Raw genomic sequence first — 23,841 nt, forward strand, 5'->3', positions numbered from 1 at the left:
TTTATATTAGTCCAGATTTTTGCAAAAGTCTCTGAACAAGAACTGCGACCTCCGCTCTAGAGATATACTCTTTTGGCTCAAGCTGATTACCGTTCCTACCCGTCACAATTCCCACATCTAAGCAAGTTGCGATACTAACCTTCGCCCATTCGGATGCTAGATCGCCGTCTTCAAATTCACTTAGCAATTGTTCTGACTCATGTGCCTGAAGATTAACATGTAAACCTGTTATTTTCATCGCATTGGCAATCATAACCATGGACTGTTCTCTAGTAATCTTATTTTCTGGAGATTTCAACTCGTAGACGGAGCATTAACTCTCCTAATATAAGTCTATAGAAGTCAAATAATAGAATAATGAAAGATGGAGTCATAAATGATATAAAAACGTATAACAATAATCTTATTTCCCCTAGAGCTGCCATAAGTTAAGCAGTTTGTCGTCATTCTAAATAATATTTTCGACTGATCAAACAAAAAAAGAAGCCACTGTGGCTTCTCTTCGATGTTAATACTTAAATTTTTCGTTTACTGAACGAAAGCCGAGGCGTCACATGCAAGTAAACTTACACATGCTGCCATAGCCGCCGAAAGCACTTATTTTATTTCTTTCATGAATTCCCTTAAGCCATGAGTGATTTCTTTTGATCTGGTATGGTGTAAATAATGATCCCCTTCAAGGGTAATCACTTTTCCATGAACCGAATCTTTGATTTGCCCTTCATGCAGGGGAATCCAATTTTCAACACCTGTATTATTTTCTTGAATAAAGAAAATAAGGGGAAGATTTTTGGGGAATGCTAAATTTCTAGCTGCTACAAAATTAGGATAAATATGTTCCATTTCATTTAATGTTGTGGCTTCATACATGTTTTTGAGAGATAGCATTCTAATTTGTTTTTTTGTCTCCTCATCAAATGGCAAACCCTCATAAGGATCATTACCAAATTTCATCATCAATCTACCTAAGCCTGATTTTTTGAGTAGTTTAAATGTGCCTATTGGAAATTCAACATCCATACCACCTTGCGTTGGAACACTGCTATCGATCCCGACAAATGCACTCACTTCGTTCTCATATTTGTTCACATAATCTATTCCGTAAATACCTGCAATGGAGTGACCCATTAGAATGTATCGGTCAATGTTAAGACTCTGTAAAGCTTCATGAATTTCACTTACGATATTCTCTGTGGTTCGTTCCTTTTTGGTTCCATCACTTAATCCATAGCCAAAAGGCTCAACCGCGACAACTTTGTAAAATGGAGATAGCTCATCTATGAGAGGTTTAAAATCAAGTGCTGGTGCTGCTGTTCCATAGCCAGGTAGAAGCACGATTGTTTCTTCGCCTTTTCCTTGAATCAAAACGTTCATATTTTTCCCATCCACAGGTACTAATTGACCATAGTGTTCTATTTTCCCCTTTTCCGATTTGTTGCTGACAATATTAACGATATAAACAATGGCTAGAAAAAGAACTATTGCTATAATGATTGCCCCTATTATTTTAAGTAGAATGTTGAGAATTCTACTTACTCTCGTACCCTTCTTTATTTTAATTCCTTCGTTTGGATTCACTCTCATCTTCTCCTGTCTTCATCTCTGTATTAGGCTGCCACGAACCGGGCTGCTAAGAGAAGCTTATATGAAGAAGATGTACTCCCTATGACGACAATATGAACGGAATATGAACAGGTAAAAAAAATGCTACAACCTTCACGTCCGAGAAGCTTGCACATGATGTCGTAACATGGAAAATTCGTTTACTGTGTCGATGTTGTGATGGGCAAGGTGACAATGAAGGTCGTCCCTCGGTCGATTTCACTTTCTACTTGGATGTTACCTTGGTGAAGAGATACGATCTGTTTAACAATCGCCAGCCCCATACCGCTACCATCGTACTTACGGCTGTGAGAACGATCCGCCTTAAAAAATCGCTCGAATATTTGCTTCTGATCTTCTTGTGAAATGCCAATACCAGCGTCGGATACGCGGATTGTCACGTTACTGGTATCTTGCTTGATGCTGACGTTAATAACTCCGCCATCCTTAGAAAATTTGATGCTATTGCCAAGTAAATTAGTCCATACCTGATTTAACAGGTCATGGTCAGCAGTTAAGGTAACCGTCGGCAAATTGAGCTCGAAAGTGATGTTGCGAATCGACCATTGTGGCTGAATTGCGACGATAACTCGTCTTATCTGTTCATCAAGACGGAGTGTGACTAGGTGCAACTGCTGTGACTGCGATTCAAGCAAGCTTAGCTTTAACAGGCTATCGCTCATCTTGGACATCCGCTCCGCTTCAGCGATGATAATGTCGAGATAACGGCTTCGCTCGTTATCTGCGATGTTTACTTGCTTAAGCGCTATAGCATAGCCGGATATCGAGGTGAGCGGCGACTGAACTTCATGCGACACGTTGGCAACGAAGTCCCGCCGCATCTGTTCAAGTTGTTGCAGATCGTGCATCATTTCCTCGAAGCTTTGGGCTAACGTTCCCAATTCGCTTTTTTGTTTAATATTCAGCTTGACATTGAAATCCCCAGCTGCAATCCGCTTTGTCGCTTTGGTCAACTTGTTAAGTGGTCTTACTAGGAATATAGAGGCAATCAGAATCAATAAGCTTCCTGCTAACAACGAATAGGCCGAAAAGTTCAATACCCATGTAAGGAGAAAAGAGGAGGAAGGATTAAGCGGCACCACAAACATCGCTTTTGTTCCTATTTCCGTTTGCAACGGCAACCCGAAGAGAGCAGGTTCAGATACAGACGTGTTGACTTCAATAATTTCTCCATCTAGTACTTTCTTTATTTGCTCCATAGTCACAGTGGAGTGTCCGTTAAACACTCCGTAAGACTGAAACTGGCCCGATATGTCATAAATTCGGATAAAATAAGAATCGAGTTGCTTCATTCCACTCACGAATGAGTCAGCTTCACTGAGAGGCATTTTGTCGTAAATGCGGGCGATATCTTGGCTAAAGTGAAGTAAGGTGGTGTGCAAATTTTCGTTCATTCTATCTTTAAATACCCAGGTCGCAACAAAAAAAGCGATGGTAGTGCCTCCGATTACTGAGATTAGAAATGTCAGGACTACGCGTATATATAAGGATCTGATCATTCGTTGACCTCAAGCCGGTATCCAAGCCCACGTACCGTTTCAATACGAAAATCGGGTGTAGTCGCGAACCGTTCACGCAGGCGTTTAATATGTACGTCTATCGTTCGATCATCTCCAGCGTAATCGATCCCCCATATTTGATCAATTAATTGCTCGCGCGTAAAGATTTGTCCGGGTGTTCCAGCAAGCTTATAAAGTAATTCGAACTCCTTAAGTGGCAACGTGAGCGACTCCGTCCCTTTCATCACCTTATAGGTCTGCCGATCAAGTATGACGTTGCCGAACCGAATACTCTGAGTGGTGCCAATCCGATATCGTTTTAGGAGTGCCCTAACTCGAACGGTCAGCTCCACCGGATCGAACGGCTTCGTCAAGTAATCATCCGTCCCGAGCTGGAAGCCTTTCACTTTCTCCCATGTTTCTCCCCTGGCTGTCAGCATGAGCAGCGGAAGATCCGGGTTAGCCTTTCGAAGCTCCTTGCATAACGTCCAACCATCCATAATTGGCATCATAATATCGAGCACGACAAGATCGACTTGCGTCGAGGCATAGACGGCAAGTGCTTCCTTACCATCAGCGGCTTCGACTGTGGCTAATCCGTCATTACGTAGAAATAAACAGACGAGTTCGCGAATGTTCGCATCGTCATCAGCAACTAGAATAGTAGGCATCCGTTCCCTCTTTCCTTGTGTCCCATCCCATATAGTAAATAACTATTATACTATAATTAGAGCCATCGTGAATTCTTAATTTTCCCAATAAGAGGAAATAAATACAATGTATTTATCCTACCTAAATTTATGCTAAATTCCAGCTCCTTTGATTGATACATTCCAAAATTTTCTTTATATTATTAATTGGCAATATACGACAAAAAACGAAAGAGGATCTCCATGAAAAAAACACTACTCACGTTCGGCTTTATTTTATCTCTCATTCTGGGAAGCATTCCTGCAATGGCTGCATCGCCAGCCAAGCCAGTTCTCGTCTGGGCCGGAGACTATTCAGATGAAAACTGGATAGGCGTTAATGCTACGACACTGGATGGCAAAACAAACCCGACCAAGCGGTTAATTAAAGAAGACGCGCGTTTCCTCGCCGTTGCCGGAGACTGGGTTTATTTCCTTAAGCAAGATCCCGACTCCGAAGTCGTTGCTGGGAATATTACAAAAATGAAGAAAGACGGTACGAAATCAACTGAAATCACAAAAGGCAACAAAGTATCGAACTTCTCCATTGATGACCAGACCATCTACTACGGCGCATACGATGAAAATTACGAAGTTCAGCTCTGGTCTATGAAGCTCGACGGTTCGGGCAGCAAGCTGATTTCCAAGGAGCTTGTGTCCTGGTCTTATCAAGCCTCCAAGGGGACGATCTTCTACGTCAATACGAGAGAGGATTCCAAGCTATACAGCATGAAGCCCGACGGAAAGAGCAAATCTGCGATTTCCAAAGCCGAGGTCGATCCCTACAACGGATACAAGCTCTATGACGGCGTACTGTATTACTCAGAATCCAGCACCCCAACAGTCGCCTACTTGCAAGATCTTAACGGAAAGAACAAAGTAAAAATCACTTCTAAGGCCAATATTCGGCCAATCTCCTATCAGAAGCAACTGTTTTATTATGAAGAAGCAACGACAGATAAGAACGGAACTGTAACCGCATTGTCTTTAGTCCAAGTCAAACGCGATGGCACCCAAAAGAAAACGATCGCTAAGCTTGCCGTAGGCGACCAATTCGTCGGAAGTGATGGTAATACGTTCGTATATAAAACTGCCAAGAACAAATTCTATACCGTCAAGTAAGTAAAAGAAGGGCCGTTTACCGGAGCACTCCTGCCGGTAAACGCCCTTCTTTACATACGATCCGACTTTCTCTTCAACCAAAATCTACTGGAGTACTGGAGTCATTGCCCCATTCTTCCCAGGAAGCCTCGTAGGGGCGGATGCTGAATACTCCCGCAGAACGGAGCGCAAGATATAACACTGAACCACGAATATTTTGCTGACAATATGGAATTATTGTTTTTGTTTCGTCTACCCCGAGTACTAACAAAGATTCAAAGATTTCTTTCTTTGAACGAAGCAAGGGCACTTCATCCAAACTAAATACCTGGCTCCATTCCAAATGAATTGAACCTGGTATTCGCCCACCTCTTTTGGAATAACATGTATCCCCTAAGTATTCCTCTTTTGAACGAGCATCCAATATGACGACATCATTACGATGTAGATTTTCCTGAATATACGATTTTGTTGCAATCTTATTTGTATTTATAGTGGTCACGAAAGTTCCACGCGTCGGATGTTCCTCTACCGTTTGGAGTGGCTTTCCACTTCTAACCCAAGAGGTAAATCCCCCTTGCAGCCATTTCACATTTTCATGACCGTAATACTCCAACAAATAAAATAATCTAGCCGCATCGTATTGATTACCGCTATCATAGACAACAACAATAGAATCATTGTTAATACCGAGTAACTCTGCTTTTTCTCTAAAATCTTCTGAAGATGTATTTCCTACAATCTCTTCATTTGGATCTGTAAAATAGGTATAACCCTTTGCATGAACGGCATGCGGAATATGCCCATCAGCATATCCTTCCTTGCGAGCATCCACGATACGCACCTTTGGATGCAGAAGATTCGTAAATAACCACTCCACATCAACTATGACATCATCCATATGAGTGATTGCCACTTTGTTTCCTCCTCTAATCATTCCGTATTATAAGCTCGCTATAACAGTGTTTTTTGAATTCCCCCACTCCGCCCAGGATCCTTCGTAAGGCCGAATATGCCGATAATCCAGTAATCTGAGTACAAAATAAAGGTGAGCACCTCGTACATTAGATTGGCAGTAAGGCACGATCGCTTTCTCCTTCACCACACCTATGCTTTCAAAGAGTTGTTTTAACACCGGGTAACTTTTGAATTTGGGCTGATCGAGGATCGTTATATCAATGGTTTCTGTCCACTCTAGATGAACTGCGCCCGGGATATATCCACCTCGTTCGTTACTTCTCAAATCTATGCCACGAAATTCCTCTAACGTACGGGTATCAAGATGAACCACTTGTTCCCCGTTCAATTCCTGTTGTACCTGATCAATTGTCGAGATTAAGTCTGGATTGGGAGTTGCGACAACTCCCCCTCGGTGGGGTTCAATTGTTTCTTTGGAAATCGGTTTTCCGTTCGCTTTCCACGAGGTGAAGCCACCATTCAATATTCTGACTTTGTTCCAATGGCCGTAATATTCAAAAGCATAGAAAATACGTGCGGCATTGTTGGAATATCCATCGTCGTATACAAGAATGATTGTATCAGACTCTATTCCCCGTTCTTTCGCCAGCTCTGCAAACCGGTCAGAAGGAACGATATGAATTCCGTCCTCCGCTTTCATCTGTCCGGGGGTCAGGGAGAATGCTTTGGGAATATGCCCTTCCTCATAGCCTTTCGGACGTGCGTCGATGATTACGACTTGCTCATCAAGCAATCGTTGCTCCACCCAGTCAGCACTCACTAGTAAAAATTCGTTAGGATACTGTTCTGCTAATTCCATAAAAAGCACCTCCCAAATTAAAATAAGTCCATACTTAAGTAACGTTCTCCAGTATCTGGGGCTATGCATAGAATTCGTTTGTCTGGTCCAATTTTCTTTGCGGTTTCCAAGGCAGTCCACACAGAAGCGCCCGCAGAAGGTCCGACCAAGATCCCCTCTCGTGAAGCCAGCTCACGCATCGTACGAATGGCATCTTCATCCGACACTTGAACGATTTCGTTATATATGTCTGTATTCAATATAGAAGGAATAAAACCCGGACTTGTTCCGACCAATTTATGTGGACCCACTTGTCCTCCCGAGAGAACAGGGGAGCCTTTAGGTTCGACAACAACAATACGAATACCAGGTATATTTATTTTCAAGACTTCTCCGGTTCCTGTAATGGTTCCACCCGTTCCAGATGTTGCGATAAAAACATCTAGTCTCCCTTCCATCTGTTCAATAATTTCCTTAGCTGTCGTCCCCCTGTGGGCATCCGGATTAGCTGGATTCTCAAACTGTTGGGGAATAAAGCTATTCGCAATTTCATTCTTTAATTCCAAAGCTTTCCGGATTGCGCCGGGCATTCTTTCCGCAGCAGGAGTGAGTACGACTTCTGCTCCATAGGCTTTAAGAATATTAATGCGTTCCAATGTCATATTGTCAGGCATGATCAATATGGCCCGATATCCTTTGGCTGCTGCGTTCATGGCCAATCCAATGCCAGTATTTCCACTAGTCGGTTCAATAATTGTGGATCCCGGCTTCAAGAAACCTGCATTTTCCGCCTGTATAATCATGTTATAAGCTGCTCTATCCTTCACACTGCCGCTTGGATTAAATGATTCTAGCTTCACGTATACTTCAGCATCATTCTGACTAACAAGTCGATTGAGTTTGACAACTGGTGTATCTCCAATCAAATCTGTAACGCTATCATACATTTTACTAATTCGAGTCATCTTCTTTCCTACTTATTTTGAAAATAAAAAAGAAACCTACCCCATGATTCGGATTGGTCTCCAGTCGACTGGTTGATCAAATGAAATATTAATACTTATCCTATAAGAATTATTGGATATCGTCAGTATAATTAACTAGCTCTACCCTGTCAATAATATCAGGCATAAATAAGAAAAACTCATTCCTCGCGTCGCCGTGGAATAGCCGTTTCACAGACTCCTTCACTGTTATCTACTAGATAAACACAAAAAACGTCACGGTATCCAGCCCGCAGACAACGGTCACATCTTTGAGTACCGCTTGATCCTGATAAGCCCCAAATAGCTTGGCAGGGTTACATGTCTAAATACTTCTAGTCATTCACAGGCATTGCAATTAGTCTCTTCTGTGCGTGATCGAATTAATCTCCGAATTCGAATGTTCTATATTTAAGTCAATATGGACATCACCAAGCTCATTTTCATTTATCAATGTCGCTTCCGCTGCTGTGTTGGTCTTCCACTCTTGATAATGAAAACGATATAAGTGGTGTTCAAGATTATAAATATCCGTCTGTCTTTGCACACCTGCCAAGAATGATTTGCGAATTTCTTGTTCGATGGCCTCCGTCGTCTTCAGGGTTAATTGTTGGAACCCCAGCAAACTATTCTTAGTACGGTTTACGATGTTGGCTGTCGCTTTTATATTGATATTGTAATGTAGTCCTCCTCCTGTATTATCAAGCCTTAACTTCGTTTTGGGATAATCAACGACGATTTGAACCACTGGCTCCGTTTTATTCGGAACGGGAATGCCAGCGCGTATTGTCCCCTTCTGAATCCAGCGAAGTCCGTTCAGCTCTTCTAATGGCATGAAGCTTCTATAGGCTTCGTTTTTCAAGAAAATCGCCCCATCAAGCATCAGTTTTGGTTCAATTTTATCTTTCACATGCCATTGTTTTTTGTTCACCGCTAGTGTCGGAATACATGAAGTAAATCCAGGCTCGTTGATCTGTCCGATCAATCTGTGGAGCTTGATAGGCATAATTAAAGAAGTCTGGCTGTAGGTTCCTTGCGGTTCATGGAGGATGGTACTGAGTGGAGATTGACCGAAGAAACCGCCTGCTGAGAGGATATCCTTAACCGATTGTTTGGTTCCATACACCCAGGGCGTGCGGCGAAATTCATAATACCTGAGTAGGCTATCGTAAATTTCTCCAAATCCCTTCTTGAATGTCGATTCGCTAACCACGATTGCAGTCATATGCCCCCAATAAATTCTCTCTTGCGCTGTTCGATATAGCTCAAATAGGGACTCTTCAAACGAGTTCCCTATCCCCTCGCCTACCCATACTTTAGTAGGCTGTTTCTGTCCATCGCTCGATTTGGCGACAGATTGAAAATCAATGAATTGGATGTAACCATAGTACTTTCCGTCCTTATAATCTACACCAATAGCAGAAGCATAACTCAACTTTTCAATATCCTTGACGTCTGTAGTGCAACCCGATGCGAATAATAATCCAGCCGTCACAACTAGCTTACATACCAAGTAACGCTTCAACCCGATCACCTCTTCCGTTTATTGATCATAGATGACGAGAAACGTGACCTACGGAATGGATCAACGACGAACGCAGCTAACCAATCCTTAAATCGCAAAGAGGACACCGGCTCGAGATATGCAAGCCCGAAGGATTCGAGACGACACAGATAGATCAAAATCAGGAACATTCCCAGATAGAATCCATAAATACCAAGGTAGGAGGAGATCAGCAAAACAAAAAGCCTAAGCAGGCTAATCGTCCCGGATAACGACTGGTTCACAAGACAAAATGTTGCCACAGTAGAGAGAGCTACGACTACGAGCAATGTCGGAGATGCAAGGCCGGCCCGGATAAGCGAGTCTCCGATAATCAATCCCCCAACGATTCCGATCGTCTGTCCGACTGCTTTGGGTAGCCGGACGCCAGCTTCCCTTAACAGTTCAAATTGAAATAGCAAAAGCAACGCTTCTAGAAATGAAGGAAGTGGAACCCCTTCGCGAGAAATGACTACAGTGGATAGCAGCGAAAAAGGGATCTGGTCTAGATTTACTGTTGCTATGGCGATCCAGAAGCCTGGCAAAAAAATACCGAGCAATAGACCAAAGATCCGAAGTATCCGTTGAAACATCACGTAATGAAAGGGAAAATGAACATCCTCAGGGGTCTTTAACAATTCAAGAAAGTTGCTGGGCCCGATCAGTACCATAGGCGCCCCATCTACAATGATCGAGAATCTTCCTCGAAGTAGTGCTTCAACGACAAAATCAGGCCGACCGATATAATCTATCAAAGGAAGCAAGGAGAAGGATCTGTCCGACAACCATTGCTCCATTTGTCCACTGCTAACAATGCTTTCCGTTTGGAAGGTTTCCAAACGCTTTCGCACGTCGGCAATCATATCAGGATTCGCTTTATGACTTAGATATAGCAGAGTGACTTGGGTCTTGCTTAAGCTTCCTATAACGAACTCTTCGCTGAAGAGCAATCTCGTCTGCATCCGCTTCCGTATTAGCGAGATATTCGTAAATAAGTCTTCGGTGAAAGCATCCTTAGGTCCCTTAATTGAAATCTCTGTATTAGATTCCTGTAATGATCTCTGGGGAACCTTGGAAATATCCACTGCCCAAAGGTTACAAGCACCTTCCCGATAGATAATCAAATTTCCGGTAAACAATTTGTTGATCATTTCCCCGAATGTTCGAATCATTTCGAAGAGAGGCATCTCTTCCGAATATTCCGGAACGACATTCGAATTGATCGGCAGACGATTTATGTATTGACATACCCTAGATATGTATGCGTTTAGCTCCGTCTTCTCAATCATACCCGAGCAATAGAACGCAATTAATCCATCTGCAATCTCCAATTGAGGAAGAGGCGGAAACTGTACATCCGAATAAAGCGATAATGCTTCTTTCAACTGACCCGTCAACAAGGTTCCGTTATGTAACCAAATGTCCTGCTCAGCGAATATTATAGATTCCTCATGCGACTGATTCATTGCTGTCCCCCTTCCGTTGCGGAACAAAGGTTATCATAAATAAAACAGCGGTGAATATAACCCCAAACCAGAGCGAATAAGTGTAGAAGTAATTGTGTATTATTCCTTGCATCTTGATATCGCTAAACTCTAAAAGCGAAGGAATAGATAAGATGGCTGCACCTATGATCATAACCGTTTGTCGATGTAATGGAGACCTACCTCCTATAAGCTCGCATAAGAGATGGATCATTAAGCCAGTTCTCAAAATACTGCCTGCCATTAATTGAAACGCGGCTAAAAAATCAACGTGAGAAATATTACTTCCGATCATGACCAGCCTCCACTGTTCGAAGGCAGGAAATCGCAAGTTTGCAGCTTGGTAAGGTCCAAACACAGCTGTGGCTCCTAGGGTTGGTCCCAGGATTAATCCCACTAATAAGGTCAGTAATAGGAAAAGGGTTGTATAATTCATAGGTTTGCTCATTTTATGCTGAATCAGAAGCAATACAAACAAATCGATGCTTCCACCAAAAACGATAACGCCACCAAACAGCTCCGAACCAAATCCTTCCTTCAAGAAAGGGCGAAGCATGCCATAGTCTTTGCTGCTAGCGGTCATTACAGAAACTCCGATTCCTAGTAACCACACAGTGGGTAGTAGCATCGTGGACATATAGACAAGCGTCTTGAGTCCCGAACTTGCGGCGCTGTAAGACAAAAAAATAAAACATAAGATAACAATGAAATTAGGTGTATCCGGAAGCAAGTAGATGTTGACATTCATTGTCGTATCAAAAACGATCATGATCCCAGCTGCCAATAAGTAAAGCACGAAAAAGCCGCTAATGATCCAAGTTCCAAGCTTACCTGCTCGCCCCATAAGCCAATCAGTAAAAGATAATTTACGCATCGATTTCAAGATTAGATACAGGAACAAGCTCCAGACAATCAACGCCAGATAAGCGATTAAAATGCTGAACCATGCATCACGTTTTGCTGCTTGGAGAAGATGAGGAATAATCAGTACGTGATTAGAGATACCAAGCGATAACAGCAGCAAAAATAGGATTTGCAGCTTAGAGAAGGAAACCCCCACTGATGTCCCCCCTGATTAACATTTATGTAACATTTGGTATAATTCCCTCCTACTGCTCGAATATGCATCGCTATAAATCGGGTCATTTATCATTTCAAAACATGGAAGTAAGTTACAGCATCTTTTTTGGTCGTTTGCGGTTATAATCAAACTTTTGAAAGGTGGTAACTTTGTTTTGGTCTTTAGTTCAGTTTTATTTTTGTTTTTCTTTTTACCGCTTGTTCTTACCCTATACTTCTCTGTTCCGTTTAAGTTTAAAAATACAATTCTATTGATTTTCAGTTTAGTCTTCTATGCCTGGGGTGAACCAAGGTATGTTCTTCTCATGATATTATCCATTATCATTAACTATGGCTTTGGGATTTGGATAGACAAATCAGACAATCAGGGTAAGAAGAAAGTCTCTATATTAACGTCTGCAATCGTTGTCAATATAGGACTACTGGGCTTTTTTAAGTATGCTAACTTCTTTGTTGATGTCATGAATTCTACACTGCAAACGAATATTCTACTAAAGTCTGTGCCATTACCGATAGGCATTTCTTTTTACACATTCCATGCACTCAGTTATTTAATTGATGTCTATCGAAAAAGAGAAAAAGCGCAACGAAATCTATTTAAATTGTCGCTGTACATTACTTTTTTCCCGCAACTCGTAGCAGGTCCCATTATCCGGTACAACGCTGTCGCGGATCAACTCAGCAAACGTCTGTTTTCTTCCATACAATTCGCCGAGGGAATTAAACGTTTTATACTAGGCTTGTCTAAAAAAATACTGTTGGCCAACCCTCTTGGGTCCTTGGCAGATACCGTGTTCGCCACTTCTATAATGGACCTATCAACCGGTAGCGCTTGGATTGGGATTATCGCGTATACCCTCCAAATCTATTTTGATTTCTCAGGTTACAGCGATATGGCTATCGGTTTAGGTAAAATGTTTGGATTCGAGTTTGCAGAGAATTTTAATTATCCCTATATCTCTAAGAGCATTTCTGAGTTCTGGAGACGCTGGCATATCTCTCTTGGCAGTTGGTTCAGAGATTATGTGTACATTCCGCTCGGCGGAAACAGAGTTACTCCATGGAAGATCTATCGTAACTTATTTATTGTGTGGGCTCTAACGGGGTTTTGGCACGGAGCCAGTTGGACTTTCATTGCTTGGGGCACTTATTACGGGATCCTAATTGCTTTAGAAAAAGCAGGTCTTGAAAAGATGCTTTCCAAGATTTATCCGTTAAATCATGTCGTTGTTTTGCTGCTTGTCATGATTGGATGGGTATTTTTCCGTGCCGACAACTTTGAATACGCAACGGATTTCATCGCTTCCCTATTCTACTCCCGTGGCAACGAAATATTCGATTCCGAGGCTCTGTCGTTGTTATCTATCAATTGGTTCTATTTTGCCATTGCTATTCTTGTTGCCATGCCGGTATATCCGAAACTTCAAAAGATACAATTCCGTAAGTCGCTAACTTATGTGCAAACCGCTGTTGCGTTGTTGTTCCACTTGTTCCTGTTTGCGGAAGTGATCTTATATTTGATTAATTCAACCTACAACCCTTTCTTGTATTTTAGATTCTGATTATCATAAGGAGTAATAAAGTGAGCAAACGTATTTCATTTATTTATATGGTCTCCTTTTTAGCTATTATTTTCGGTTTCGCGATTGCCAGCATCCTTACACCCGACAAAGACATCTCCACCATCGAAAACAGAACGTTAAGCAAGTTGCCAATAATCAGCTTAGAAGCCATTACCACTCGGACCTTTTTTGAAGATATGAATCAGTATGTCAATGACCAAATCATTTTTCGTAACGAAATGGTTAGCATCTACCAACATCAACAAAACTCTAACCTATTCAATTCCATGCTGTTCGAAAACATGGTTAACGCTAATGAACCACAGAAACCCGAAGACGGAACAAAAATAAAAGATTCGCGTAGGGTGTCTGACCTTGTAGTAACTAATCACAAGTGGATTTTACCAGTTACCGACAAAGTCGTTCATACGGAAAAAATCGACGAATCGACCGCAAAATTAAATGACGCGGTTTCATTCGCCGAGGAGCAAAATACGGAAACGTATTTCGTCTTCAACCCCTCAAGAACCAAATCTTTAATGCATTTATATCCGAAATATTTACAAACCGAAGCTTATGCCACATCGAAAGATTATTTCTTGTCTAAGCTGGATAAAGATATTAACGTCGTTAATATTGGTAACAAGTTTGATACCTTTACGAAAGCACAATTGGAAGAGCTTTACCTGGAAACCGACCATCATTGGAATATTAAAGGCGCTTTTACGGCATATCAAGAAATGATTACCCAAATCTCTAGCCTGTCGGTCAAATTCGAAGACAAGCCAATGTCATTTAGTGAACTAAATGTTTCTAAACTAACAACCGGAAACTTCGAAGGCAGCTATAACACCCAAATTAATGATGTCGTAAGCCCAAAAAAAGCAGATCGAACGATGATTTACGAACCCAAAATCCCCTTCGCTTTTAACAACTTTGAAGTTGTTAGTAAGGATGGCGAGCAAACGAGCACAAACTTTAACGAATTTTATGGCTTCAAGCAAGGTCGTAGCGTTTATTCGTATGGCACCATCTATGGTGGCGATAGACGTAAAATCACTTATGAAAATTCAAAAGCGAATAACCAATTAAATGTCCTGTTGCTTAAAGATTCATTTATGAATCCAATTACACCGTATTTAGCACAACATTTTAACAAGCTCACTGTTTTTGATAATCGTTACTATTCGGAGTTCAGCTTAAGGGAGATTCTAAAGAGCGAGCATTATGATATGCTCATCATCGCATTCCACGATGATAATCTTTTCAGTGGCACTTATCAATTCGAGAAAATGAATTGATTACTTGAATAAGACACCGCTACTGTAGACGAACACGATCTCCGTCCTGTAAGGATTCGCCGCTCTCTATAATAATGACATCGTCTTCAGATAAGTGACCCACTTTAATCAGCGTTTCGGTAGCAGTCGTCATTACAGCTTGTATGGCAACTTTACGAGCGATATACACAATGCCTGACGCTCCACTCTGTTCTTCGATTTTATACACGTAACTACCATTTCTATCCTCATGGATTGCTTCATTCGATAAGATCACACCATCATTACTTGAGCGCTTCTCCAGCTCGCTACCTTCAAGCGATAGAGGAAGACTTCCGTTTTGGAGCTTCTCTGTTCTTACTTTGGGCAAAGCGAACGAAGTCAAAGTATTTCCGAATAAAATGATTAGCACTATTCCCAGTGTAAAAATTATGAATAAGATTCTGATGAATGTTTTTCGCCCACGATCAGAATCTTGTCTTCCCCACTCAATCACTCATCCTTACCTCCCTATAAGCATGACAAAACAACCACTTAAGTATTTTTGCTCTCTCCTGTATATCTAACTATAGAATACGGGAGACAGTTAAAATAAAAAGTAGGGTAAAGTTAAAGATTTTCTTAAAATCGATCCGAATATCCTATCTAGTCATGCTTGTCTGTAGATTGCCGAGGTAGCCGGACTTCAAATCGTGTAGAAATCAAGCTGCTTTCCACAGTAATCGTTCCCTGATGTTGTTCCACAATATTTTTAGCGATAAATAAGCCTAGCCCCGTGCTCCCTTCATGATACGAGCGGGCTTTATCTCCTGTATAGAACATATCAAAAATATGAGGCAAATCACCCGCAGGAATACATTCGCCGTAATTAATGATTTGGACAACAATATCCTCTTTGTCAGGATGACAATGAATATCTATAAACTTGCCTTCTCTACTGTAGTGAGCCGCATTGCTTAGCAAATTCTCAAATACACGCGCTATCAGCTCGCCATCCCCTGATATCATCAACAATGGAGTTACATATAAACGGGAGGTTAAGTCATTCTTCTCTAAGAGAGGATAGAGTTCTTCATTTAATTGGAGCAGTAGCTCACTTAAATCGACAGGCCTACTCTCGATTGTAAGCTTGCCGTAGTTCATTCGGGTCACCTCGAATAATTCATCAATCAGTCCTTTCAGACGTTGTGACTTGGTATATGCGATCGTTGTATAATGCTTGATTTGCTCGGGAGTAAGGCCGTCGTCCTTTAGTATAAAATCCAAATAACCGATAACGGAAGTTAACGGAGTACGAAGGTCGTGAGCTAGATTCAAGACCAATTGTTCCTTGCTATTCTCGGCAAAATCTCCTCTTTCCAGAGCTTGCCGCAATTTTACACTTGCCAAATTAATATCTCTAGCAATGTCACCGAACTCATCATTAGACGGAATCGTGATTTGACTGTGAAAGTTACCCGATGCAAGCTGATTAATCCCACCGGAGATGACATGGAAATAGCCCGCATAGCGTTTGGTGAGAAGAAAGAAAAACCAAATCGAGAGCGGAATAAAAAAAATAAGAAAGAAGTTCACATCCCCGACGTCCCGAATGAAATATCGAACTTGGGTCATCGGGTCTTCGAACCTGGTTGTGTAGTAATAGAGCTGAGATAATTTATAAATCACATACGTAATCGTTCCGGCAAAAAGCATACTTAAGCCAAATAATAATATCATTTTAGATCGAAAGCTTCGGATCATTTTAGCCATTAAATGAATAACCCACTCCCCATACGGTTTTGATCAGTTTATTTTTGTTCAAGTCATCCCCAAGCTTTTTGCGCAGCGTTCGTATATGCACCATGACTGTATTATTGCCTTCGTAATACTCTTCGCCCCATACCTGCTGAAAAATATTTTCAGAGCTATAGACCTTCTTGGGTGAGCTGACTAATAAGTGTAAAATGTCAAATTCCTTGGGCGTCAGTTCGATCCGATTCCCATTAAAAACAACCTTCCTTTCTTCCGGAGTGATCACTAGTCCCCCCGCTTCCACCACCATCTTGCCAATAATGGGTTGACTGAACTGCATTGAACGTCTTAACTGAGCATTCACACGAGCGACCAACTCCATAGGATTGAATGGTTTGGTCATATAATCATCAGCACCACTTATGAGCCCTGTAATTTTATCGAGATCAGACCCCTTGGCACTTAGAAAAATGATTGGCGTGTGGTACTTGTCCCGGATCTGCCTTGTGACTTCGTAACCGTCTAATTTCGGCATCATAATATCTAGAATTGCCAAATCTATGGCGTTTTTCTCTACTGCCTCGACAGCTGCCTGACCATCCGCTGTTTTGATACAGCGATAGCCTTCTTTTAATAAATACAGCTCAATTAAATCGGCAATTTCGATATCATCATCCGCAATTAATATCCTAATCGACTTCATTGTGTACACTCCTTGCATAGCTTTTGCATGACTATTATTATATCAGATCAGTTCTTGTCTGAATGGGATAAGGTTCTGTTCTCATGAATTTGTTGTACATGCTGAAAGCTAAGAAACCAATCACGCCTCCACTAGTATTCAGAATGAGATCATCGACGTCAAAGCTTCCTATGGAGAAGATTGCTTGTGCGCATTCCAGACACAGACTTGCACCGAATGATCGTATGAGTACCTCCATTAAGGATATCTTGTTATTCGCTCTCATCAAACCTTGTAAAATCCCAAAAGGAATAAAGATGGCGACATTCCCAACTAAGTTAATCATGCCGTGACTGGATAGGGCTTGCAAGGATGTGGATATCTCCTCGAATGGAACCAGATTGCCCTGCTTCATGCGCCAAATGATACGCTCAGGATTAATCCAGACTAGCTTGAGCTGCTGCAATAGATACGTCATATTGATCACATGGAATTTGAATAAAATGATTCTAATTAATACATATAGATAAACGATAAACATTAAGCGTAGCATGATTATTCTCTGTTTCATTTTATATCCCTCTATCCTTTGTTATTACTTATCTAGAATAAGGGGAATACTTTAATATTAAATGCAGAAATAATTAAGTTTTCTTAAAATAACGCTCCACATTGGCAAAAAAAAGGCTGCCCATTATGGGACAGCCCCTTTCAACAACCGTCATTTATTCCTTAATCAAGTCTCTTGTACTGCGGATCGTATCAATTGGACGGACTAGGGATTCAATCCTTCCACGTTCTGCTTCTAAGAACGGAGGTAAAGATAATTTTTCCCCCAGCGTTTCATAAGGCTCATCACCCATAAAGCCTGGACCATCTGTAGCAAATTCAAACAAAATTTGAGGAGCAACCCTTGCGTACAGAGATTCAAAGAAATGGCGATCAACATAGCCCGACGATTGTATGCCGAAGCTTCCTAGACGGTTAATCCATTCCTCCAATACGTTACGGTCTTCAACTCGGAAGGCCACATGATGAACCGTACCGAAGCCTTGATATCCTTGTGGAAGAACGATATTATGCTCAACAATGATTTGAGCGCCATTCCCGCCTTCACCCACCTCGAATAAGTGGAATGATCCTTCCTTAGCAAGCTCCTTAAATAATAAGACCTTTTCCAGCAGCTCTTTGAAATAATCAAATTGCGCAATACGAATAAAGATAGGTCCTAAACCGGTAATCGCAAATGCTAGAGGAATGGGTCCTTTTTGCCACGGTATTCCCGAAGCCACACCCTGATTATTTTCATCGGATATTAACTGATAGTGCTGATCATCAAAGTCGACGAAAGAAAGTGCCTTTTTGCCAAACTGCTCTTGTATTCCCTCATGTTTAACTTTCAGACGATTAAATCGTTGTTCCCAGTAATCTAGTGCTGCATCGTTAGGTACTCGGAAAGAAGTTTTCGAAATCTCATTCGTGCCATGAACGCCCTTCTGGATATTAGGGAAATCGAAGAACGTCATATCTGTACCTGGGTTACCTTGGTCATCTGCAAAAAACAAATGATAAGTCTGAATATCATCCTGGTTAACTGTCTTTTTAACTAAACGCATTCCTAAAACATAGGTGAAAAATTCATAATTACGCTCTGCATTACTTGTAATGGCTGTCACATGGTGTATCCCTTTTAACCCATTCATGATCTATTCCTCCAGTTCAATTTTAGCTTTCCCATATGTTCGAAAAACAGTTAATTAAATAATCTCTAAACCATATATCTTAACTTTAAGATAAATTAAATATAACAACATATCAGTTGGTTGTCAATAATGTCGCCCGTTATTGTGAATATACAAAAAAAGATACGCCAAGTTCTCGTATCTTTAAAAGACGGTTTTCACTCCAAACCCTATTAACAGGACTCCCGTTGATTTCTGAAATGCTTTTTGAAACTTAGGGCGCTTAAGCCATTTCTTAACATGATCTAATAAATAAACCAAGATCAAAAACCATCCTACTGCTATTATCGTAAGGATTAAGCCTAATCCAATCAGTTGTTGATTGGTATCTCCGTTAAGATTGATAAATTGAGGCATAAAAGTGATGTAGACTAAAACAGTCTTTGGGTTAAATATATTACTGAATACTCCCTGTATGTAGGCTTCTCTACAATGAGATTGCGATAGCTTGTCATTAGATCGCTGACTATGTGCTTGAACAGACTCTATTGAAAATGTACTTTTGGATATAAACGCTCTTACGCCTAAGTAAAGCAAATAGGCAGCTCCCAAATACTTAATAGCATTAAATAGAAAGACGGATTGGGCAATGACAACAGACAAACCGAGCACAGCAACAAGAGTCCAAAAAGTAAGACCTGTTGCCATCCCAAGTATCGTATACCGTCCTGATTTTGCACCGTGAGTAATCGTATTTTTCATAATGAGTATCGTATCTGTACCAGGTATCATAGACATCATAAGGGCCATTAAAATATAGGCTAGTAAGTTATCCATCTTGTTTAACCTTCACTTTCAAATATTCTCATATATTGTTTTGGCGTTAATCCAACCAGTCTTTTGAAGAATTTAGTCAAATGACTTTGATCGCTAAATCCTGTTAAAAAAGCAACTTCGATTGGGGTTATTCCTTGTTCCAAAAGCTCTTTTGCGTGATTTACTCGAATCGTTTCCAAATAGCTGTTCGGTGAGATTCCCATTTTTCTCGTAAAGGTTCTTAGTAGGTGATATTTGCTCCATCCCGTTAAGGCACTTAAATCATTAAGCGTAATCGTTGTTGTATAATTATCCTCCAAATAATTACACACTGTTCTGATTTCATGTGAGGTTTCAGAAGCCATTGGAAGGATCGTAAGGTCAGAATGCGACTGAATGAGCTCTTCCAATAAGGTTAAGAATAACTCCTCCTTCTTAAACTCACTCTCATCCTGCGAAATTTGTAGATGTAGCTCTTGTAAGTCGGAAACAAGCTCACTTTGAAATAGAACGCATTGTTTGAAGCTTGGTAGGCTTTCGTGACCCGTTACTTCTAACACAGCCTTTTTCATGATTTCTGGCTTGACATTGATGCAGCGATAATCCAGTGTTTTGCCATCTATTTGCTCACAGCTATGAGTATCATATGGATTGAACAACAATAAATCTCCAGGATTAATAACGTATTCTTCACCTTTGCAAACCAAATGACGCTGACCTTCTTCAATAAAGCCAATTACATAATAGTCATGAAAGTGTGCAGGAAACTTTTGCATGATGCCTTTAAACCGATAAGCTTCGATGTTTAACTCGGAATCAAGATAAACCGTTCGGATTTCATTTAACATCCTGCTATTCCCCTATCCTGTAATGATAGTTCTAAAAATATCATTTATTATGAAGCTTTTCTTGTATGATGTTGCGATATGGCTAACTAATAATACCCGAAAGCTTAAGCAAATACATGTCGGAAATGATTTTCACAATAAATGAACCCCTTAGAATAGACATCGGATCTTTAACCTAGGAGGTTATCCAATGTGCAGTCTGAGGGGTTCAGTTCATTCTAAAATGGCTATTATAAGATAGCGTTAGTGATTACCCTGAAAGAAAGCTGTTAGCTCTGGAGCAATCATTTTAGAAGCGAGTTTCTTCGTATGGCCAAGTCCCTTTTTACTTAAGAGCTGTGCATTTGGGAGTACATTCGCTAATGCCTTGGCACCATGACGAAGCGAGGCTGGACTTTCCGTGCCTTCGATTACCAGAGTTGGCATTGAGACTGTACTCCACAACTTGTCAGGCAACTTATTGCCCTCCATAAATCCTTCTAGCAAAGCCGCATCGTAAGGGAGCGTATGAGCAACGGCCATGAGCTTTGACCACACGCCTGGCATGATGCGCATCATGCTAATTACGAATGATGGGGCACCCATTCCCTTTGTCATAAAGTACTTGATCGTTTCAGCACGGCGGTCAGCGGAAATTAACTCTTTAACGTGCATTACGAAATTTGCCGGAGCCGTGCGGTCAGCCACTTCAACCACAAAAGGAGGTTCGTGCAACGCCAATTTTGTGATGTTCAATCCCTTCGCTGCTGCCTGCAGGGCAAGCACCGCTCCAGATGACAGTCCCCATACATTTGCCGAACCTCCAGCTTCGTCGATCATGGCCTGAAGGTCTTCAATCTCGCGTTCAATGGCATAGGGTTGCGTGTCTTCACTATCTCCTCGACCTCTGCGGTCGTAATTGTAGACTGTGAAGTGCTCAGACAACAAATTCGCCAATTGCACTTGTCCCGGAAATTTACGGTAGCTGAACGCACCTGCTACGAGTATAAGAGCTGGTCCTACTCCCATTTTATCATAAGCAATCTTCGTTCCGTCTCTAGAAGCTACTGAATTCATCGTGTTTCTCCTTTGAATTTATAACGTCGAAGCTGCTTGGCTCATGAGCGAAGATATCTGGTCGGCATCGAACGTTTGACCTTGTTTCAGCTTGATTGTTTTTCTCTCAGGAGGACCGTCGAACAAGCCTTCTGGGAACTCAAGTCCGGTTGCGTTAAAGATTGTGAAGCTTACGGCTTCCTTCGAAGTACTTATGACTGAGGCGTATTTACCATTTTTAAGAAAATGAGGTTTCTTGTATTGAATACGCTCCGTTATGTTCGGTACTGCTTCGTATACAACCTCGCGAAGTCCGTTACACAGTTCTCTCTGCCAAGGTTCTTTCACAGCAGCAATGAAATCCGTTACTTCCTGGTTCATATATCATTCTCCTCTATTGAACTGAATTCCGACAAAAGTACTGCCGCAATTTCGCATCTCATTAAACGACGAACGGGAAACCTTAAAATCGACAGATTTACAAATAATTATTGTCCATCCTGTTCTGATGTTGAAATTTCACATTCCGCAGCACGCTTGAGCAATAACTCGCGCTCACGCTCATTACGCGTCAGTAATGCAGCACTTTCGAACTCAGCACGTGCTTCTTCCGAACGGCCTAATTTCAATAGAAAATCACCTCGGACGCTCGGCAGTAAATGATACTCCTTCATCGACGAATCTGCAGTCAGCTCATCCACAATTTGGAGGCCGAAATCCGGACCGAAAGCCATCGCAATCGCAACCGCGCGATTCAACTCAACAATAGGAGATGGCGCCGCTCGCGACAGTGCTTCATAGAGAGCAGAAATTCTCACCCAATCGGTGTCCTCTGCTGATCTTGCCTGTGCATGACACGCAGTAATCGCAGCTTGTAGCGCATATGGACCAAGCGGACGACCAAGCTTACGGGCTCGCTCAATTGCGGTCAAACCTCGACGGATAAGCAATTGATCCCATAGCGCTCTATTTTGTTCCATCAATAGGATTGGCTCTCCTGCGGCATTGACTCGAGTTCTGAAGCGGGATGACTGAATTTCCATTAAAGCAACTAGACCATGCACCTCAGGCTCCAAGGGTGCACTCTCGGCAAGAATACGTCCCAATCGAAGAGCCTCCTGGCATAGCAATGGACGTAACCAACTCCCACCTGAGGTAGCCGAATATCCTTCATTAAACATCAGATAAATGACTTCAAGAACCGTAGACAGACGCACCTTTAATTCTTCTCCTGTAGGCACATCAAAAGCAACATGCGCAGAACTGAGAGTCCGCTTCGCCCGAACGATTCGTTGAGCTATGGTAGATTCAGCTACGAGGAACGCGTGCGCGATTTCATCGGTTGTTAATCCACCAAGCAGGCGCAAGGTCAAAGAGACGCGTGCATCCGAGGATAAGACAGGATGACAGGTCATGAAGATCAGCCGAAGGATATCGTCTCCAATCTCACCTTCCATCGCAATGTCCAAGTCATCCTCGGTGTAGGTATCAACGCTACGACCTAGATCATCTAACTTCCGATTGTACAATTGACTTCTTCGTTTTAGATCTATAGCGCGGCGTTTGGCGGTCGTCATCAACCAAGCTCCTGGATTGTCTGGAATGCCAGATAAGGGCCAACGCTCAAGCGCTATGACAAGCGCATCCTGCGCTAAGTCCTCAGCAAGCCCAATGTCACGTACCATTCTAGCAAGTCCGGCAATTAATTTGGTAGATTCAATCCGCCAAATCGCATCAATCGTTCTGTGGGTAGCTGACAAAGCCGTCACGCCTTCTTATTTCCCTCAAGCTGTTCACGCAGCGCATTTTCTTTCGCCTGCATGATCGGGTCCTGAATGATTTCAGGGATTTCGAATACCTGACGGAGCTCAATCTCTCCTTCACCGAAGCCATGGGGATCGGGCATGCGCATCGCCCACCCGATGGCTTCCTCCCGCGATTTGACTTCTATGAGTGTGTATCCGGCAATCATTTCTTTCGCTTCAGTGAAAGGACCATCGATAACCTTCGGCTTGCCTCCCGGCTCGGGATAAGAGATCCGAATCGCACCCTCGCTCGAATGTAAGCCATCCGCTGCAAGCAACACTCCGGCTTTGACGAGTTCCTCGTTGTACCTCATCATCGCTTCGACAAGCTCTGCATTTGGCATAACGCCTGCTTCAGAATCCTTAGTTGCTTTTACAATCATCATGAATCGCATGAATAGCTCTCCTCTTGGGTTCATATTAGCGACAGTTATTGTCCATCCGCTACCGCAATAGCCAACAAACCAGCCTCTATATAAAGACGACGAATACGAATGTTAAGAATCGACATGTTGCTTAATTTTTTTTGCGTTAGCGAAATTATAATATTTTTAGAGACAATAATCCATAAAAAGGTAAACAACCCAGCTAACAAATATCATTCTCTGAAAACACAAATAAAGCCCGCGATTAACGCGG

24 protein-coding genes are annotated in these 23,841 nt (G+C 41.9%); 3 read left to right on the forward strand and 21 right to left on the reverse strand.

All coding sequences use genetic code 11. From position 1 onward, the window contains the following. Nucleotide 1: 1 nt before the first annotated feature. The 4 genes from M1K58_RS06040 to M1K58_RS06055 form a co-directional block, all read right to left on the reverse strand. On the reverse strand, nucleotides 2-259 hold the full coding sequence (locus M1K58_RS06040; RefSeq protein ID WP_256757752.1) for an S-layer homology domain-containing protein: 258 nt from the start codon (nucleotides 257-259) through the stop codon (nucleotides 2-4). Nucleotides 260-597: 338 nt separating this feature from the next. Continuing rightward, complete coding sequence (locus M1K58_RS06045) at nucleotides 598-1,584, reverse strand: alpha/beta hydrolase (protein ID WP_372339108.1); 987 nt, start codon at nucleotides 1,582-1,584, stop codon at nucleotides 598-600. Nucleotides 1,585-1,763: 179 nt separating this feature from the next. Beyond that, entirely contained in the window at nucleotides 1,764-3,122 is a 1,359-nt protein-coding gene (locus tag M1K58_RS06050; protein ID WP_256757754.1) for a sensor histidine kinase, read from the reverse strand. Then, nucleotides 3,119-3,793, reverse strand: a complete 675-nt coding sequence (locus tag M1K58_RS06055) for a response regulator transcription factor (protein WP_256757755.1) — start codon at nucleotides 3,791-3,793, stop codon at nucleotides 3,119-3,121. The genes M1K58_RS06050 and M1K58_RS06055 overlap by 4 nt, the downstream gene beginning before the upstream one ends. Nucleotides 3,794-4,015: 222 nt before the next feature. Between M1K58_RS06055 and M1K58_RS06060 the strand changes: the two genes are divergently transcribed. Beyond that, nucleotides 4,016-4,933 (forward strand): DUF5050 domain-containing protein, encoded by a 918-nt coding sequence (locus tag M1K58_RS06060; RefSeq protein ID WP_256757756.1) that lies wholly within the window; start codon nucleotides 4,016-4,018, stop codon nucleotides 4,931-4,933. 73 nt (nucleotides 4,934-5,006) lie between these two features. Here the strand turns inward: M1K58_RS06060 and M1K58_RS06065 are convergent, their stop codons facing one another. The 6 genes from M1K58_RS06065 to M1K58_RS06090 all read right to left on the reverse strand — a co-directional run bounded on the left by M1K58_RS06065 (nucleotide 5,007) and on the right by M1K58_RS06090 (nucleotide 11,738). Next, a complete protein-coding gene (locus tag M1K58_RS06065) occupies nucleotides 5,007-5,828 on the reverse strand; it encodes a sulfurtransferase (protein ID WP_256757757.1) in 822 nt (273 codons plus the stop codon). Between the two features lie 27 nt (nucleotides 5,829-5,855). Continuing rightward, complete coding sequence (locus tag M1K58_RS06070) at nucleotides 5,856-6,689, reverse strand: sulfurtransferase (protein WP_256757758.1); 834 nt, start codon at nucleotides 6,687-6,689, stop codon at nucleotides 5,856-5,858. 17 nt (nucleotides 6,690-6,706) lie between these two features. Further along, a complete protein-coding gene (cysK, locus tag M1K58_RS06075; protein ID WP_256757759.1) occupies nucleotides 6,707-7,633 on the reverse strand; it encodes a cysteine synthase A in 927 nt (308 codons plus the stop codon). Between the two features lie 376 nt (nucleotides 7,634-8,009). Beyond that, a complete protein-coding gene (locus tag M1K58_RS06080) occupies nucleotides 8,010-9,176 on the reverse strand; it encodes a Ger(x)C family spore germination protein (protein ID WP_256757760.1) in 1,167 nt (388 codons plus the stop codon). 5 nt (nucleotides 9,177-9,181) lie between these two features. Further along, nucleotides 9,182-10,660, reverse strand: coding sequence for a spore germination protein (locus M1K58_RS06085; RefSeq protein WP_256757761.1), 1,479 nt, complete (start codon nucleotides 10,658-10,660; stop codon nucleotides 9,182-9,184). Further along, the gene (locus M1K58_RS06090; RefSeq protein WP_256757762.1) at nucleotides 10,644-11,738 is read right to left on the reverse strand and encodes an endospore germination permease; all 1,095 of its coding nucleotides are present in this window, start codon (nucleotides 11,736-11,738) and stop codon (nucleotides 10,644-10,646) included. Before M1K58_RS06090 ends, M1K58_RS06085 begins: the two co-directional genes overlap by 17 nt. A gap of 175 nt (nucleotides 11,739-11,913) precedes the next feature. On the opposite strand from M1K58_RS06090, the gene M1K58_RS06095 reads away from it, so the two are divergent. Together M1K58_RS06095 and M1K58_RS06100 are read left to right on the forward strand one after the other, a co-directional pair. Further along, nucleotides 11,914-13,320 carry an MBOAT family O-acyltransferase gene (locus M1K58_RS06095; RefSeq protein WP_256757763.1) on the forward strand — a complete coding sequence of 469 codons (1,407 nt, stop codon included), beginning with the start codon at nucleotides 11,914-11,916 and terminating at the stop codon, nucleotides 13,318-13,320. A gap of 20 nt (nucleotides 13,321-13,340) precedes the next feature. Continuing rightward, complete coding sequence (locus M1K58_RS06100) at nucleotides 13,341-14,621, forward strand: DHHW family protein (protein ID WP_256757764.1); 1,281 nt, start codon at nucleotides 13,341-13,343, stop codon at nucleotides 14,619-14,621. 19 nt (nucleotides 14,622-14,640) lie between these two features. Here M1K58_RS06100 and M1K58_RS06105 read toward each other — a convergent pair whose 3' ends face one another. The 11 genes from M1K58_RS06105 to M1K58_RS06155 all read right to left on the reverse strand — a co-directional run bounded on the left by M1K58_RS06105 (nucleotide 14,641) and on the right by M1K58_RS06155 (nucleotide 23,597). Continuing rightward, nucleotides 14,641-15,096 carry an efflux RND transporter periplasmic adaptor subunit gene (locus M1K58_RS06105; RefSeq protein ID WP_256757765.1) on the reverse strand — a complete coding sequence of 152 codons (456 nt, stop codon included), beginning with the start codon at nucleotides 15,094-15,096 and terminating at the stop codon, nucleotides 14,641-14,643. Nucleotides 15,097-15,245: 149 nt separating this feature from the next. Next, entirely contained in the window at nucleotides 15,246-16,352 is a 1,107-nt protein-coding gene (locus M1K58_RS06110) for a sensor histidine kinase (RefSeq protein WP_256757766.1), read from the reverse strand. After that, the gene (locus M1K58_RS06115) at nucleotides 16,345-17,037 is read right to left on the reverse strand and encodes a response regulator transcription factor (protein WP_256757767.1); all 693 of its coding nucleotides are present in this window, start codon (nucleotides 17,035-17,037) and stop codon (nucleotides 16,345-16,347) included. The genes M1K58_RS06110 and M1K58_RS06115 overlap by 8 nt, the downstream gene beginning before the upstream one ends. A 37-nt stretch (nucleotides 17,038-17,074) precedes the next feature. Further along, complete coding sequence (locus M1K58_RS06120) at nucleotides 17,075-17,587, reverse strand: VanZ family protein (RefSeq protein ID WP_256757768.1); 513 nt, start codon at nucleotides 17,585-17,587, stop codon at nucleotides 17,075-17,077. 154 nt (nucleotides 17,588-17,741) lie between these two features. Next, nucleotides 17,742-18,719: a ring-cleaving dioxygenase gene (locus M1K58_RS06125; RefSeq protein WP_256757769.1), complete on the reverse strand. Its 978-nt coding sequence runs from the start codon at nucleotides 18,717-18,719 to the stop codon at nucleotides 17,742-17,744. 183 nt (nucleotides 18,720-18,902) lie between these two features. Beyond that, nucleotides 18,903-19,535, reverse strand: coding sequence for a LysE family translocator (locus M1K58_RS06130; protein ID WP_256757770.1), 633 nt, complete (start codon nucleotides 19,533-19,535; stop codon nucleotides 18,903-18,905). A 5-nt stretch (nucleotides 19,536-19,540) separates the two neighbouring features. Next, complete coding sequence (locus M1K58_RS06135; protein WP_256757771.1) at nucleotides 19,541-20,362, reverse strand: AraC family ligand binding domain-containing protein; 822 nt, start codon at nucleotides 20,360-20,362, stop codon at nucleotides 19,541-19,543. A gap of 243 nt (nucleotides 20,363-20,605) precedes the next feature. After that, a complete protein-coding gene (locus M1K58_RS06140) occupies nucleotides 20,606-21,418 on the reverse strand; it encodes an alpha/beta fold hydrolase (protein WP_256757772.1) in 813 nt (270 codons plus the stop codon). Nucleotides 21,419-21,436: 18 nt separating this feature from the next. After that, nucleotides 21,437-21,778 (reverse strand): DUF1801 domain-containing protein, encoded by a 342-nt coding sequence (locus M1K58_RS06145; RefSeq protein ID WP_256757774.1) that lies wholly within the window; start codon nucleotides 21,776-21,778, stop codon nucleotides 21,437-21,439. A 107-nt stretch (nucleotides 21,779-21,885) separates the two neighbouring features. Next, nucleotides 21,886-23,166: an RNA polymerase sigma factor gene (locus M1K58_RS06150; RefSeq protein ID WP_256757775.1), complete on the reverse strand. Its 1,281-nt coding sequence runs from the start codon at nucleotides 23,164-23,166 to the stop codon at nucleotides 21,886-21,888. Next, on the reverse strand, nucleotides 23,163-23,597 hold the full coding sequence (locus M1K58_RS06155) for a YciI family protein (RefSeq protein WP_256757776.1): 435 nt from the start codon (nucleotides 23,595-23,597) through the stop codon (nucleotides 23,163-23,165). Before M1K58_RS06155 ends, M1K58_RS06150 begins: the two co-directional genes overlap by 4 nt. Nucleotides 23,598-23,841 lie beyond the last annotated feature (244 nt).

Origin of the sequence: Cohnella sp. WQ 127256 (assembly GCF_024519285.1) — a bacterium.
In the GTDB taxonomy this organism is placed as follows: domain Bacteria; phylum Bacillota; class Bacilli; order Paenibacillales; family Paenibacillaceae; genus Cohnella.

Coding starts and splice junctions, on each gene's coding strand:
- cysK (WP_256757759.1), bottom strand. CDS start 7,633: ATGACTCGAATTAGTAAAATGTATGATAGCGTTACAGATTTGATTGGA.
- M1K58_RS06055 (WP_256757755.1), bottom strand. CDS start 3,793: ATGCCTACTATTCTAGTTGCTGATGACGATGCGAACATTCGCGAACTC.
- M1K58_RS06070 (WP_256757758.1), bottom strand. CDS start 6,689: ATGGAATTAGCAGAACAGTATCCTAACGAATTTTTACTAGTGAGTGCT.
- M1K58_RS06155 (WP_256757776.1), bottom strand. CDS start 23,597: ATGCGATTCATGATGATTGTAAAAGCAACTAAGGATTCTGAAGCAGGC.
- M1K58_RS06140 (WP_256757772.1), bottom strand. CDS start 21,418: ATGAATTCAGTAGCTTCTAGAGACGGAACGAAGATTGCTTATGATAAA.
- M1K58_RS06115 (WP_256757767.1), bottom strand. CDS start 17,037: ATGAAGTCGATTAGGATATTAATTGCGGATGATGATATCGAAATTGCC.
- M1K58_RS06110 (WP_256757766.1), bottom strand. CDS start 16,352: ATGGCTAAAATGATCCGAAGCTTTCGATCTAAAATGATATTATTATTT.
- M1K58_RS06050 (WP_256757754.1), bottom strand. CDS start 3,122: ATGATCAGATCCTTATATATACGCGTAGTCCTGACATTTCTAATCTCA.
- M1K58_RS06045 (WP_372339108.1), bottom strand. CDS start 1,584: ATGAGAGTGAATCCAAACGAAGGAATTAAAATAAAGAAGGGTACGAGA.
- M1K58_RS06135 (WP_256757771.1), bottom strand. CDS start 20,362: ATGTTAAATGAAATCCGAACGGTTTATCTTGATTCCGAGTTAAACATC.
- M1K58_RS06145 (WP_256757774.1), bottom strand. CDS start 21,778: ATGAACCAGGAAGTAACGGATTTCATTGCTGCTGTGAAAGAACCTTGG.
- M1K58_RS06130 (WP_256757770.1), bottom strand. CDS start 19,535: ATGGATAACTTACTAGCCTATATTTTAATGGCCCTTATGATGTCTATG.
- M1K58_RS06085 (WP_256757761.1), bottom strand. CDS start 10,660: ATGAATCAGTCGCATGAGGAATCTATAATATTCGCTGAGCAGGACATT.
- M1K58_RS06060 (WP_256757756.1), top strand. CDS start 4,016: ATGAAAAAAACACTACTCACGTTCGGCTTTATTTTATCTCTCATTCTG.
- M1K58_RS06040 (WP_256757752.1), bottom strand. CDS start 259: ATGGTTATGATTGCCAATGCGATGAAAATAACAGGTTTACATGTTAAT.
- M1K58_RS06125 (WP_256757769.1), bottom strand. CDS start 18,719: ATGAATGGGTTAAAAGGGATACACCATGTGACAGCCATTACAAGTAAT.
- M1K58_RS06120 (WP_256757768.1), bottom strand. CDS start 17,587: ATGAAACAGAGAATAATCATGCTACGCTTAATGTTTATCGTTTATCTA.